The sequence below is a fragment of the Staphylococcus cornubiensis genome (assembly GCF_900183575.1).
GTDB classification, from domain to species: Bacteria; Bacillota; Bacilli; order Staphylococcales; family Staphylococcaceae; genus Staphylococcus; species Staphylococcus cornubiensis.
In genome coordinates this window covers 11,604-25,415 of the sequence record NZ_FXUZ01000017.1, presented here as the reverse complement: position 1 = coordinate 25,415, position 13,812 = coordinate 11,604, and the positions used below count along the sequence as shown (strand labels likewise).

Annotated in this window: 11 protein-coding genes; 4 read left to right on the top strand and 7 right to left on the bottom strand. The window is 36.1% G+C overall.

Annotated elements, in window-relative coordinates; all coding sequences use genetic code 11:
- The first annotated feature begins 57 nt into the window (after window positions 1-57).
- The 3 genes from CCE82_RS11220 (at window position 58) to CCE82_RS11210 (ending at window position 4,883) form a co-directional block, all read left to right on the top strand.
- On the top strand, window positions 58-696 hold the full coding sequence (locus tag CCE82_RS11220) for a PepSY domain-containing protein (RefSeq protein WP_086429467.1): 639 nt from the start codon (window positions 58-60) through the stop codon (window positions 694-696).
- Between the two features lie 913 nt (window positions 697-1,609).
- Window positions 1,610-2,818 (top strand): MFS transporter, encoded by a 1,209-nt coding sequence (locus CCE82_RS11215; protein ID WP_240507204.1) that lies wholly within the window; start codon window positions 1,610-1,612, stop codon window positions 2,816-2,818.
- 19 nt (window positions 2,819-2,837) lie between these two features.
- Window positions 2,838-4,883 (top strand): HelD family protein, encoded by a 2,046-nt coding sequence (locus CCE82_RS11210; RefSeq protein WP_086429465.1) that lies wholly within the window; start codon window positions 2,838-2,840, stop codon window positions 4,881-4,883.
- Window positions 4,884-4,928: 45 nt separating this feature from the next.
- Here CCE82_RS11210 and rihC read toward each other — a convergent pair whose 3' ends face one another.
- From rihC to CCE82_RS11180, 6 genes are all read right to left on the bottom strand, one after another.
- A complete protein-coding gene (rihC, locus tag CCE82_RS11205) occupies window positions 4,929-5,834 on the bottom strand; it encodes a ribonucleoside hydrolase RihC (RefSeq protein WP_086429464.1) in 906 nt (301 codons plus the stop codon).
- A gap of 157 nt (window positions 5,835-5,991) precedes the next feature.
- Window positions 5,992-6,282: a cytochrome aa3 quinol oxidase subunit IV gene (gene qoxD, locus CCE82_RS11200; RefSeq protein ID WP_014614288.1), complete on the bottom strand. Its 291-nt coding sequence runs from the start codon at window positions 6,280-6,282 to the stop codon at window positions 5,992-5,994.
- Window positions 6,279-6,887, bottom strand: coding sequence for a cytochrome aa3 quinol oxidase subunit III (gene qoxC, locus CCE82_RS11195; protein WP_086429463.1), 609 nt, complete (start codon window positions 6,885-6,887; stop codon window positions 6,279-6,281). Before qoxC ends, qoxD begins: the two co-directional genes overlap by 4 nt.
- A complete protein-coding gene (qoxB, locus tag CCE82_RS11190) occupies window positions 6,877-8,865 on the bottom strand; it encodes a cytochrome aa3 quinol oxidase subunit I (protein WP_086429478.1) in 1,989 nt (662 codons plus the stop codon). Before qoxB ends, qoxC begins: the two co-directional genes overlap by 11 nt.
- A gap of 2 nt (window positions 8,866-8,867) precedes the next feature.
- Entirely contained in the window at window positions 8,868-9,968 is a 1,101-nt protein-coding gene (qoxA, locus tag CCE82_RS11185) for a cytochrome aa3 quinol oxidase subunit II (RefSeq protein ID WP_086429462.1), read from the bottom strand.
- Window positions 9,969-10,471: 503 nt separating this feature from the next.
- The gene (locus CCE82_RS11180) at window positions 10,472-10,807 is read right to left on the bottom strand and encodes an immunoglobulin-like domain-containing protein (protein WP_086429461.1); all 336 of its coding nucleotides are present in this window, start codon (window positions 10,805-10,807) and stop codon (window positions 10,472-10,474) included.
- 227 nt (window positions 10,808-11,034) lie between these two features.
- Between CCE82_RS11180 and CCE82_RS11175 the strand changes: the two genes are divergently transcribed.
- Window positions 11,035-12,180: a globin domain-containing protein gene (locus tag CCE82_RS11175; protein WP_086429460.1), complete on the top strand. Its 1,146-nt coding sequence runs from the start codon at window positions 11,035-11,037 to the stop codon at window positions 12,178-12,180.
- A 577-nt stretch (window positions 12,181-12,757) separates the two neighbouring features.
- On the opposite strand, the gene folD is transcribed toward CCE82_RS11175, so the two are convergent.
- Window positions 12,758-13,615: a bifunctional methylenetetrahydrofolate dehydrogenase/methenyltetrahydrofolate cyclohydrolase FolD gene (gene folD, locus CCE82_RS11165; protein WP_086429458.1), complete on the bottom strand. Its 858-nt coding sequence runs from the start codon at window positions 13,613-13,615 to the stop codon at window positions 12,758-12,760.
- Window positions 13,616-13,812: the final 197 nt, after the last annotated feature.

Sequence of the window (13,812 nt, the reverse complement as noted above, 5' to 3'; positions counted from 1 at the left end):
AAATCCATTCAATTGGGTATATCAATTGTAAATAACAATATCGGAGGTTTTTAAATTATGAAATTTAAAATGATATCTTTATTATTAGCATCAGGTATCGTCTTAGCAGCTTGCGGAAACGATGATGATGACCAAAAAAATACGAACAACACAGATAACGACACAAAAACGGAACAAACGACTGATAACAATCAAAATAGCGATGACAATAATCGTGATGACAGCGATGATCAAAACACAAATCAAAACGTTAAAACACAAACGATTGATGTCAAAGATGTAAAAACAACACCTGAAGACGCTATTAAAACAGCGAAATCGTCATTTGATGGTGACGTGAAACAAGTAGAATACAAAAAAGAAAATGGTCAATGGGTATATGACATTGATTTAAGAAACAACAATGAAGAAGCAGAAGTCAAAGTATCTGATAAAGATAATAAAGTGTTAAATACGAAAAAAGAAAAAGAGATGGACAACGATAACGACAAAACGATTAATTACGGAGATGCCATTGATTTTAAAGAAGCTGTGAAAAAAGCTCAAGATCAACAAAAAGGTGACTTGAAAAAATGGTCATTAGATAGCGATGATGGTCAATTTGTTTACAACATCGAATTAATGACGGATAACGGCGAACAAGAATTAGTACTCGATGCCAAATCTGGTAAAGTATTACAACAAGAAAATGACTAATCTGTTATAAAAAAGGAAGGGTCTGGGACACAAAAATTTTTGTTGCTATTGATGCAGTATTTTTGTATAACTTGCCCTCTTCATTCGACTTATGTTTTTGATTGCTTTCATGGCTTCACGTTCTTAGGGGTTGGCCCTTCAACTCAATTCGGCTTAATTAAAGTGTACATTTGATGGAAGCCGAATTGGATGGGAGCAGTACAGAAATCTCATGTTCAACAAAGATTTCGTAGTACTGACCCCCGGCAAGGCTGACTAGACTTCTCAAAGCGAGCGTATTGAGAAGTCAGACAGCCACTGCGATAAACAGCAACCACCATTAAAGTAAAGAGGGGACTGTTAGCAGTATGCACGTATTCCCTCAGGAGTGTCAGCCTTCTGGGCAATCTTACATCTAATACAACGAAACTGAGGACAAGTTTATGAAATCAAGAAAACAATAGCATCATTTTTTGTATCCCATTCACTCTCGTTTTCCGACAGTTTTAAAATCATTAATGAATAATAAATCTATAAATCGTAGAAATGAGGCTGGGAAAACTTAATGTCCCATTCTTTTCCTACGATTTAATTGTTGATAGAAGTATTAAAGAGAATCAGCTGTCAACTTTGATTATTTATTTCAAAGGTACAAGATAGAAAAGACTGAAAAATTAATGATGTGCTCCCCCTTCGTTATTCGTTTACCCATTTTCCGAGATATTCCATCTTCTATATTTACTTTTCTAAAAATACAGAATATAATGAAATTTACCCCAATTAACCCCTCTATCTTTTCTCAATAAGTTTGCATATGAGCGTATTGAATAAAATACTATCTTAGAATGTCATGATAAAAAAATAAAGCCAATGACATTGAATTAACATGTATAGCGATGTAACAACAATGAAAACGAGGTAATGTACAACTGTGATGACATCTCAAATATTTAAATTCATTTCGAATGATTTTGTCGTAGGATTAGGAAACAGTATTTTTAACTTGGCTTTGATGTGGTATGTCTTAGATCAAACAGGTTCAGCATATTTCACAGTGACTATTGGTTCATTATCACATATTGCTCAAATATTAGTGGGATCATATGCTGGAATTAAAGCAGATCAATGGAATCAACCTATAAAAATGATGGTTTACAGTTTGCGTTTCAATGGCATATTTCTTTTAATCATGTGTTTTGTAGTATTGATGTTTGACTTTAATTTATATTTAATCATTGTTTTACTTTTCTTGAGAGAATTAACGATGGTTTTTCAGTTACCAAATCAAAATATATTAATTCCTCGATTAGTACAAAATCAGGAAGAGGTTAAAAGTGTTTTGAGTTATAGAAGTCTAACGAAGAACGGATCCATGATGCTAGGTTTTGCAATAGCGGGATTTTTATTTTCTGCTATTCCTTTTTTTATGTTAATTCTATTGATTATGATGCTATTTATCATCGGTTCCAGTGCTATCAGTTCTATAAAAACCACAAACGAAATGCATCAGCCCTTACACAAACTAAAAACGCATAAATCTTTGGACGAATTCAAAGCGGTGTTCAAAATGATTTTACGAGATTATTATTTAAAACGCGTGATGATCACGGCAATGATGCTCAATATCATTAGTATGGTTGCACCCACATTTGTGGTTTATTTTAATCAATATTTGAATGCGCAACCAAAGGATTATGGTATGTTCCAATTTTTCATCGCTTTGGGAAGTATTCTTGCAGCTTCAATCGGATTAAAATTAAGGCATAAGATGTCTGCTTATAATATTTTAGTTACTTTTTGGTTGTTGATGGCGATGACTTTTATTTACATGTTTATGAATCATTCATCTGAAATCGCCATTCTTTTAGGTTTGATGATAGGTGTATGTCTCACATTACCGAATATTTTATTCAACACGTATAAACTATTAATTATTGAGGATGAATATAGGGGACGTATATCAGGTACAATTCAATCAGTGAGTACACTTTTCATCCCAATAGCATATTATTTTTCAGCATTTATTACTGAATATTTAGGAGCGAATTTTGTATATTTAATTGCGGGTATGATTCAGTTGATTATCGTCATGACTTTAATATTTGATCAACGTGTGAAAAATCGTTTCAATCAGTTAGTTTGACGTTAAGGGAGGATGCCATATGTCAATGAGTTTTGAAGAAGAACAAGTATATTTAATTGAGACACAACATTTCATTGAGAAAGCATTGGAAGATTTATCCCAATCCCAAGAGGCCGTTAAAAATAAAATTATCGATAGACGTAAAGAGATGAATGCTCACGAAGCTTGGATGCTTAATGTAGATGATGCTAATGGGAGTGATCATGCACAAGATTTAAACTCATTACGTATGGATGAGCGTACATATAACCAATATCATGACAAACTCAATGCTTATCAGCGCTTGCTTGATAGGCCTTACTTCGGCAAAGTAGTACTGGAAGATGGAGCGCTGTATATAGGTACGCAAACGTTAATGGATAGCAACTATCGTGTATTAGTTTGTGATTGGAGAGCGCCGATTGCAAGTTTATTTTATGAAAATGAATTAGGAAAACTGTCGTATGAAACTGAAACGGGTCGGACTGTATTTGAAGAAGTAAAAGGGAGACGCCAATTTAAAATTGTTAAAGGACAGCTAATTGATTATGTTGATAGTGACATGTTTATTGGTGATACGGAGTTGATGGATTATCAAATGAATATGTCTCGTCATAAATTAGGGAATATTGTCAGTACCATTCAAAGCGATCAAAATGAAATTATTCGTTTGCCAATGAATGAAGATGTTGTAGTTCTTGGTCCTCCGGGTAGCGGCAAAACAGCCATCGCTATGCAACGTATTGCGTATTTGTTATTTAAATATAAGAAAAAGATCACACATGAAAATTTAATGTTTTTGGCACCTAATCGTATTTTTAATGATTATGTATCAGATGTTCTACCTGAACTTGGAGAACGTCATATTGAAGTGAAAAGTTTGATGAATATCGTTAATAAAATCACTTATTTCAAGTCGATAACCGTTGAAAGAAAGTCGGCAATGATTACAAGGGTATATCGTGATAAAACAGCAGAGCAACAATTTTATCACAAGTCGAGTGTAGATTTTTTTCAATTTATGTCAAAGCAATTAGTGTCTTCCACATATCCTTTGTATTTTAAAGATGTGACAGATCAAACGGGACGTATTGTGATATCAAAAGAAGACATTTCAACATTATATAAAAATTATCGTGCGCATCATGATTTATCGATTGCTATTCAAAAGTTAAAAAATGACTTAATTGCATTATATCAAACAGAATACAAACGTTTATTTGCACAAAACTATGCAGAATTAGAAAACCAAAATACTTACATTGGAGAAAAGGTGGATATTGTAGCGCAATCGAAGGCTCAAACAGTGCGAACATTAAAACGTACGAAACGGATGTTGCAATCGTATCGTTTTATTCATATCGAGAAATTGTATCAACGTTTATGTCGAGACTATCATTTAAACCAGCGATTGAAAAAAGAAAGTATGCATTATGAGGATTTTTGGGCTCTTGTATGGCTATATACGAAAATAGTGCGACGACCAGACAATCATTTCAAATATATTCTGGTTGATGAAGTTCAAGATTATAGCATATTTCAATTAGATATTTTGCGTCAATGTTATCCTGAAGCACATTTTACGTTTTTAGGAGACTTGAATCAGAATTTCTTATCAAAGTCCTTTATCGATTTTGAAAACTTCAACGTGCAGATAAAGCAGTTGACGACTTCATATCGCTCGACAAAAGCAATTAACCGTTATCTTGAACAATTAAAAAGTACTCATACAAAAGTCGTGAGCGTAGAGGGCAATCCGATTATAGAGGTTTCAAATGCGACGATACAACATATACGAGATATTTTAAAACAAGCGAAACATGATGTCGCGATTGTAGTACCGTCTCAAACTGAAGGGGAGATACTTTACCATGCACTACGTAATGACATTCAGTTAAAATTAATTGAAGAAGACGATTCTTTTGTAGCAGTAGGACATATTGTCATTCCTTATGATCTCGTTAAAGGATTTGAATACCATACAGTCATTTCTTGGCGGCATAATGAATATGAAAGTACAAATATTCAATACATTATTGCTTCACGTGCTATTTCACAATTGTATTTATTAGAAGTGAGCACATAGTATGGAAGGGCTGAGATATGTGGTTTCTCAGCCCTATAATGATTGCTATGGACAATATTGCAACATTTCGAGAAAAGCAGTTTGAAAGTCTTCTGCTTGAATATCCATGAGTATGTGTGTTGAACTGTCTGTTACATTAAAATCAACAAATGTTGCGCCACGTGCATGGTTGCCACTTAACTCCACGTCTACTTGAGCAGGGTGGACTGTAAACAACTCAGGATGACATAAATACATGATTGTATAGGCATCATACACATTCAAGCCATCTAAAAATGATTCACCTCGATAATGTTGGAACAGATGATACAACATATGACCAGTTTGATTCATGTCTTTAATCTCTGGTAATAATGCATGAGGTAAGTTGGATGCACGTGCAATATCGAGTCCTGCCATGACAATAGGTAAACCGGATTGAAAGACGATATGTGCGGATTCTGGATCTGCATAGACGTTAAATTCTGCGGCAGGCGTAATATTACCAGGTCCAGCACTGCCACCCATTAACACGATTTGGTGAATATATGTATGAACTTCTGGATACATTTTTAATAGTAATGCGATATTTGTCAGCGGTCCAATCGGCACTAATGTCATCGGTGTCGTCGATTGGAGGAGTAGGTCTTTCATCGTCTCCACACTATTGTTTGAAATAAGTGGTGTCGTAGGTTCATCAAATGTGTAACCTGCCATACCGCTTTCACCATGAACATGAGGTGCATGGACTGGTTTTTGAACAAGTGGCGCGGCTGCTCCGGATGCAACGGGTACACGTGCATGAAAATATTCAATTAATTGTTGGGCATTCCTCGTTGTTAATTGAAGGGGGACATTGCCGTGTACTGTTGATATCAGTTGTACGTCAAGTTGTGGATGATGAAGTGCCAGACTGATTGCGGCTGCATCATCAATGCCAGGATCTGTATCAATAATGATTGGAATAGGCATATCAAAATCTCCTTTTTCATTTATAGTAATCGTTTGTGTCGTATACTTCAACTTATTTAAAAGTGTGATTGAAAAGGGAGAGGGGATTCAGCAATAACAATCTTGAAGATGAAAAAAGCACTAACACGCGATGTGTTAGTGCTTTTTGCGTCATGGATTAAATATGTGAACCATGTCCGCCTTGCATTACCCAGTATGTTCCGATAACTGTGATCAATGTAATGATAATCGCGAAGATAACTTTCGCAAGTTGAACACGACCATCTTTACCTTCAGTTAAGTGCATGAACATTAAGAGTTGTAAAAACGCTTGGATGAATGCAAAACCGAAAATAATTGTTACTTTTGCTTGGAATGACAATGATGTATATAGAGTCACGAAAACAGCGAGTAAAGTTAAAATGATTGAGGCGATAAAGCCTATTGTATGTTTTACAATTGTATTCATCCGCTATACACCATCCCTATCATATACACTGCAGTGAAGATGAAAATCCACACAACGTCTAAGAAGTGCCAGTATAAACTTACAATAAATAATTTTGGTGCATTATATTTTGTAAGTCCCCGAGTGGCAACTTGGATTAATAAACAAATAATCCAGAAAATACCAACTGTTACGTGGGCACCGTGCGTTCCTAAAAGGATGAAGAAACTTGACCAATAAGATGCAAGTTGTGGTGTAGCACCTTCATGCACATAGTGACTAAATTCGAAAATTTCAAAGCCAACGAATCCAATACCCAAAAGGATTGTAATAATCATCCAAACTAATAACAATTGTTTGTTCTCTTTACGCATGTAGTAAATCGCAATACCACAAGTATAAGAACTTGCTAAAAGTAGGAATGTCATGATTAATACGAGTGGTAATTCAAACAAATCTGTTGTTAACATACCACCATAACTACCACCATGTTGGAGCGTTAACAGTGTTGCGAAAAGTGTACCAAAAAGTGCGAATTCAGCTGTAAGGAAGATCCAGAAACCGAGTTTGTTTAAATCGCCTTCATGTGTACGAGCATCAATAGTATTCACATTTTTATGACTCATGATTCATAGCCTCCCTTTCTTTTTGGCGAGCTTTTCTTAAGCGCGCTTCAGTTTCAGCTACTTCACTTGCAGGAATGTGGTAACCATGATCTTGTTGGAAACTTCTCCAAATCATTAAACCGAAGATACCAGCTAATGCAAGAATCGCAGGTAATAATGTTTCGAATACTAAGAAGAAACCACCGATAAAGAAGAAGATACCCATCCAGAAACCGATGTGTGTATCGTTCGGCATGTGAATGTCGCTGTAATTATGATTGTCAAGATAGTGTCTACCTTGTTTTTTCATTTCAACAAATGTATCAATGTCATCCCAATCCGGTGTAATCGCAAAGTTGTATTTAGGTGGAATTGCAGATGCAGTAGACCACTCTAAACCACGACCTAAGCCGTTCCAGTTATCACCAGTTGCTTCACGTGGTGCTTTGAGGTGACTGTAAACAATGTTACCTACAAAGATTAAGAACGCAATCGACATCATTGCAGCACCGATTGAAGAAATAACGTTCAATACGAACCAACCGTCTTCTGGCATGTAAGTGTATAAACGACGTGGCATACCATCAAGACCTAGAATGAATTGTGGTAAGAATGTCACGTTGAAACCAATCATGAAAATCCAGAAGAACCATTTGTTTGGTTTTTCGAATAATTTGTAACCCATAGCTTTTGGATACCAGAAAATCATAGCTGCGAAACATGCAAATACAACACCGGCAACAATTGTATAGTGGAAGTGTGCCACTAAGAAATAAGTGTTGTGGTATTGGAAGTCTGCTGATGCCATCGCAAGCATAACCCCAGTAACCCCACCAATTGTAAAGTTAGGAATAAACGCTAATGCAAATAACATTGGCGATTCGAACGAAATACGTCCTTTGTGAAGTGTAAATAACCAGTTAAAGATTTTTACACCCGTTGGCACAGAGATTAACATTGTTGTGATCGAGAAGAATGAGTTAACTAAAGCACCATTACCCATTGTATAGAAATGGTGAACCCAAACTAAGAAACTCAAGAATGCGATACCTGCTGTTGCCCACACCATGCTTTGGTGTCCAAATAAACGTTTGCGTGCAAATGTTGGAATAATTTCTGAATAAATACCGAATGCTGGAAGGACAAGGATGTATACTTCAGGGTGCCCCCATACCCAGAAGAAGTTTGCCCATAACATCGGCATACCGCCATTAGCTACTGTGAAGAATGCAGTATCAAACACTCTGTCAACAGTCATTAATGCAAGTGCTACAGTTAACACTGGGAATGCCAAGATGATGATTAACATTGTAATAAATGTTGTGACAACGAACATTGGCATTTGCATAAATGTCATACTTGGTGATTTTAGACGGATGATAGTAACGAAGAAGTTCACACCCGTTGCTAAAGTACCAATACCTGAAATCTGGATGGCAATTAAGTAGTAGTTGACACCAGGTCCAGGACTGAATTCACCGGCAAGTGGCGCATAGTTTGTCCAACCTGCTGCTGGTGAACCACCGACAATAAATGAAAGGTTAAATAAAAGCATACCCGCTACGAACAACCAAAAGCTAATGTTGTTCAATACTGGGAAAGCAACGTCACGTGCACCGATTTGTAATGGGATAATGATGTTCATTAAACCAATTACAAGTGGCATTGCCATGAAGATGATCATGATGACACCGTGCGTTGAGAAAATTTCATTATAGTGATTTGACTCTAAGAATGGGTTATCTGGTACAGTTAATTGAATACGTAATAGAATTGCATCAATACCACCACGTACGAACATTAATACAGCACAGATTAAGTACATCAAACCGATTTTTTTGTGGTCGACTGACATGAACCATTCCTTATATAAATATCCCCAGAGCTTAAAGTAAGTAATGGCAGCAATGACACCGATAACTAGGAAAGGTGCACTGATTTGAGCCAATGTAATCATCCAGTTACCTTTTACGATAAGCTCATTCCATGGAAAGTCCATCATTAATGTCCACCTCCACTTTTATGATCTTTGTGTGCCTCAGCGTCTTTGGCACCTTCATGCATTGATTCCATTTCGTCCATAGTATGTTTTTGCTGCTTTTTGAACTCGTTATCAAACGGTTGATCGTTCTTGAGAATTGCTGCTTTCATACCATGACGTTCGTAGTTGGCATTCGTAATTTGTATTTTACGCGCTGGCTTATTCGGTTCGCTTAAGACACCTTCTTTATCATCATAGAAGTTGTGGTCTTTTGGCGCATAGTTAAATCGATCATAAGCGTAGAAGATGTATTCTGGATCAGCTGCTGGATCAACAAATGCCATGTGTGTTCCACTGAATGTTAATTCTTTGTTCTGAGTGATAGGAAGAAGTTGCTTATCAAATGTATCCTGGTCGAGTTGTTTCTTAGATTGTGCATCTTTAACCCAAGCATCATACTCTTTTTGACTCACAGCTTCAACGTTAAATGTGTGACGTGAGAAACCTTCACCGTTGAAGTTTGAGTTACGGCCACGATATGTACCTTCTTCATGCGCTTCATAAGTCCACTCCATAGTCATCGCAGTCATTGCGTATTTTTGACCACCAAGTTGTGGAACCCAGAAACTCGTCATTGTGTCCATCGCTTGAAGTTTGAAAGTTACTGGACGATTAGTTGGAATTTTAAGATGGTTAACCGTCTCAATTTTTTCATCTGGATAAGCGAAGAACCATTTGTATCCACCACTTACTGCATAAATGACGATAGGGTCATCTTCAGATTTAGGTGGCTCCTCATATTGATATAAGGCTTTAACAGTCGGAATCATCAATGCAATTAAGATAATTACAGGGATAATAAACCATACTGTTTCAAGAAGTGCGTTGTGGTGCATCTTACCAGATTCGCGCGTATTATTATAGCGGTATTTATAAGTGAATATCGCGAATAAAATAAGTACGACAACAACAATGGCAACCATGAAGATGATTGAATAGATAATCAAAAATCTTTGGTCGCTGGCCATTGGCCCTTTTGCGTTTAAAACTTCTACATCAGAACAGCCCGCAAGCAAAAACAATGTTCCAAATGCAAGAAGCAAAGACTTTAATTTTGACACTTTTTTTGACCTCCTAATACTACAATTGTAGGGCTTATACTAATTTTAAAATAATATGTGATATTTACAAGTGGCTTTTTGAAAAAACAATTAACTTAAATTCCATAAACCCTTGTTTCTCTAGGCATGGCGCCGTTTCTGAGGTTTATTAAAATTATGTGTACATTTTGTGAAATGTCATAGTGATTACTTATTAATGAAGAAAATGGGAAAAAATGTTTAAATTCACATGTATTGACAGAAAATTCTTACGGCTTTTGCACAGGGGATTCTTAATTAAAATGTAGGGAATTGACTAATAAAAGTTTGTGAAAAAAAGTGTAAAATAGAGGTGTGGGGTACGATAGTATATAGAGCTTGATTGTGAAATGATATGGCGTGCTCTATATACTATATAGGATGATTCAAATCAGCAATGTGAGACTCAAGATAATGTAATCGTTGAGCACACTACTAAAAAAGAAGAAACGTTATGCTTTCATAGTAATTGTGTTGTCAGCTAGCTATTCATTGGATGGTGCATCTACAACTTTAATGGTACGTGACGATGTTTCGATTGCACCATCAGAATCTGTGACTTCATATTGTAATGTATAAATGCCTTGTTTAGTTGTATCGAGATGACCATTGACCTTGATTTTATCAGTTAAGTCACCATCTTCTTTATCGTACGCTATGACACCATCATAAGGATTGTAGTCCTCGCCAACTTTGATGACTGAATCCTCTACACCTTTAATAGAGGGAACAGTATTCGTTGTTGCTTCTACATTAAGATTAGGTGAAACGAGTGTAGCTGATACACCAAGTGCAGATAAAGATTGAAGTAATTTGTTCATAAAATGAGGCCTCCGTTCAACTCAACGATTACGATATAGTATGATTAATTAGTATTATACATTTTTGAGCAAAATAAGCTATCCTACTATGGACCTAATTATGATTAAAAATATGTAAGTTCATTTAATATTTTATAATGTTGATGTAAAGAACGTGTATAAATAGCATACGATACATCAATTCATATAAACTATAGAATGTAAACTTTATACAGGAGTGATTGTCAATGTTAACACAGGAAGAAAAAGGGATTATTTTAGAAACAGTACCGGTATTAAAAGAAAAAGGGACAGAAATCACATCTAATTTCTACAACCGTATGTTTAATCAGCATCCTGAATTACGCAACATGTTCAATCAAACGAACCAGAAAAAAGGGTTTCAATCAACAGCATTAGCACAATCTGTACTTGCTGCTGCGATGAATATTGAAGATTTGACACCTATTTTGCCAGTAGTGAGAGAAATTGGTTATAAACATTGTGCGTTACAAGTGTTACCAGAGCATTATCCAATCGTAGGAGAAAATTTACTTGCAGCAATTCAAGAAGTTGTGGGTATTGACGAGAACCATCCTATTATTCAAACTTGGGCAAAAGCGTATGGTATGATTGCGGATGCATTTATTATGGTTGAAAAAGAAATCTATGACAGTATGGCTTGGGAAGGTTTCAAACCATTCAAAATATCAAAAATCGAAACAGTGACATCTGACATTAAAGCTTTTACAGTAACGTCAGAATCACAAGATTTAAGTCAATTTACACCAGGGCAATATATTACAGTAGATATCGAAAGTGAAAAGTTGCCATATAAAGCGAAACGTCATTATTCTATTATTGATGGGGGTAAAGACTTCTTAACATTTGGTGTTAAACGTGACGTAAATGATGCGCATGAAGGAGAAGTGTCTACAGCTTTACACGATGAATTTCATGAAGGAGATACATTATATTTATCTGCGCCAGTTGGTGGTTTCCAAATTCATAATGCAGAGCGACCTCAATTGTTCCTAGGTTCTGGTGTTGGTATCACACCGCTGATTTCAATGTATCGCCAAGTTGCGGGGAATGACGTCGCTGCACAAATGATCCATGTTGCATCCACTGAATCAGAAGCAGCATTTGTTCCTGAACTTGAAAAAATCACTGCATCAGGTAAAAACAATCATTTACACATTCATTTAAGAGATAGAGAAGGATATTTAGAAGCAGAAGAATTAAAACCATACCTTTCAGAAGATACTGAAGTATATGTTTGTGGTGGCACAGCATTCTTACAATCTATTCTAAAATCACTACAAGTATTAGGAGTTGAACAAGATCGCATCCATTTCGAAACGTTCGTACCACGTTTAAGTGTACCTGTATAGAATAAATGTCGAGGAGCTAGGCACAATATGTGTCCTAGCTCCTTTTTCCTACGATTTGTCAAGGGTTCAATAATTAAAATTGGCATTACTGAACTAGACCGTCCAATTTTATTTTTCTTTTTATGGACATATATCGATTAATGATGGTAAAACAGCCAAAAATGAGGATGAATAGACCGTAATATTTGGATGCTAAGGGGGTGTCTCCATTTCATAAACTTTCCTTAAGTGAATGCATTTGATGTAAGATTGCCCAAAATGCTGAGACTCCCGAGGGATCAGACGCAGTCGAAAATCCGCCAACGCCACATGTATGTCATCGTTCAATCAAGCGTTGGCTAGTTGAGACAAGTCCCCTGGGAAAGCGAAGCCATAAGGGCAAACAAACACCACAAATCATTGGGAGGGATAGTTAAACTAAAAAATGCATCTATAGCATCAAAAATGATTATGTCCCACCCTTTTTTTGCAAGATGTGATTTCTGGAATGAATAAGAAAACAGAAAAAGAGCTCTATAATTAAACTTGTTACAAACAAAGAAGTGTGCAATGGCTTCAACCATCACACACTTCTTCATTATTCAATGCCACGACGCATTTTTTCAGCAATTAACGTATTATTCAATACCATCGTAATCGTCATTGGACCGACGCCACCAGGTACAGGCGTAATCGCACCCGCGACTTCTTTCACTTCATCATACTCTACATCGCCTTTAAGCTTACCATTTTCATCTGGTGTATTACCAACATCAATAACAACAGCACCCGGTTTCACGTCATCTTTAGTGACCATACCTGGACGACCCACAGCGCTGACAATGACATCAGCGTGTTTTAAATGTGCGCTAATATTTTGGCTGCGAGAGTGTAAAATTGTCACTGTTGCATTTTGTTGAAGCAATAGTTTCGCAACAGGTTGGCCTACAATATGACTGCGACCGATTACAACTGCATTTTTTCCTTCAAGATCGATATCGGCATGTTTTAATAATTCCATCACGCCAAGCGGTGTACAAGGAATCAATTGCGCATTGTCTAAGTATAAGCGACCGATATTGATAGGATGAAAACCATCCACATCTTTATCTGGATCAATCGCATCAAGCACTTTTTGTTCATCTACATGTTTAGGAAGTGGAACTTGAACTAAAATGCCACTGACTGAATCGTCTTGGTTCAAACGATCTAATTCTTTTAATACATCTTCTTCTGAAGTACTTTCCTCTAAATGAATCACTTCTGAAATCATACCAATTTTTTCAGCTGCTTTCTTTTTAGAACGTACATAGCTTTGGCTAGCCCCGTCATTTCCTACTAAAATAACCGAAAGTTTCGGTGTATAGCCCTGCGCTTTCAATTTTTCTACTTCATTTTGTAAACCTTGACGATAATCTTTCGCAATTTGCTTGCCATCTAAAATCTTTGCACTCATAAAATATTAGCCTCCTCGTAATAATTCGAACGTTAACGAATGATTGCAATTTAATTATAACAAAAATGAACCGAAATACGAAATATAGATGTTAAAAAAGTATTAAAGTTCGATTTTTGCGTTGAAAAAACAATTTAAGCTTGTTATGCTATACCTGTAATATACAACTATTAAGAATAGTATTTCAAATTTTTGAA

Bases quoted from the DNA above. Each gene is read 5' to 3' on its own strand.
- CCE82_RS11220 (WP_086429467.1), top strand. From the start codon at position 58: ATGAAATTTAAAATGATATCTTTATTATTAGCATCAGGTATCGTCTTA.
- CCE82_RS11215 (WP_240507204.1), top strand. From the start codon at position 1,610: ATGACATCTCAAATATTTAAATTCATTTCGAATGATTTTGTCGTAGGA.
- CCE82_RS11210 (WP_086429465.1), top strand. From the start codon at position 2,838: ATGTCAATGAGTTTTGAAGAAGAACAAGTATATTTAATTGAGACACAA.
- rihC (WP_086429464.1), bottom strand. From the start codon at position 5,834: ATGCCTATTCCAATCATTATTGATACAGATCCTGGCATTGATGATGCA.
- qoxD (WP_014614288.1), bottom strand. From the start codon at position 6,282: ATGAATACAATTGTAAAACATACAATAGGCTTTATCGCCTCAATCATT.
- qoxC (WP_086429463.1), bottom strand. From the start codon at position 6,887: ATGAGTCATAAAAATGTGAATACTATTGATGCTCGTACACATGAAGGC.
- qoxB (WP_086429478.1), bottom strand. From the start codon at position 8,865: ATGGACTTTCCATGGAATGAGCTTATCGTAAAAGGTAACTGGATGATT.
- CCE82_RS11180 (WP_086429461.1), bottom strand. From the start codon at position 10,807: ATGAACAAATTACTTCAATCTTTATCTGCACTTGGTGTATCAGCTACA.
- CCE82_RS11175 (WP_086429460.1), top strand. From the start codon at position 11,035: ATGTTAACACAGGAAGAAAAAGGGATTATTTTAGAAACAGTACCGGTA.
- folD (WP_086429458.1), bottom strand. From the start codon at position 13,615: ATGAGTGCAAAGATTTTAGATGGCAAGCAAATTGCGAAAGATTATCGT.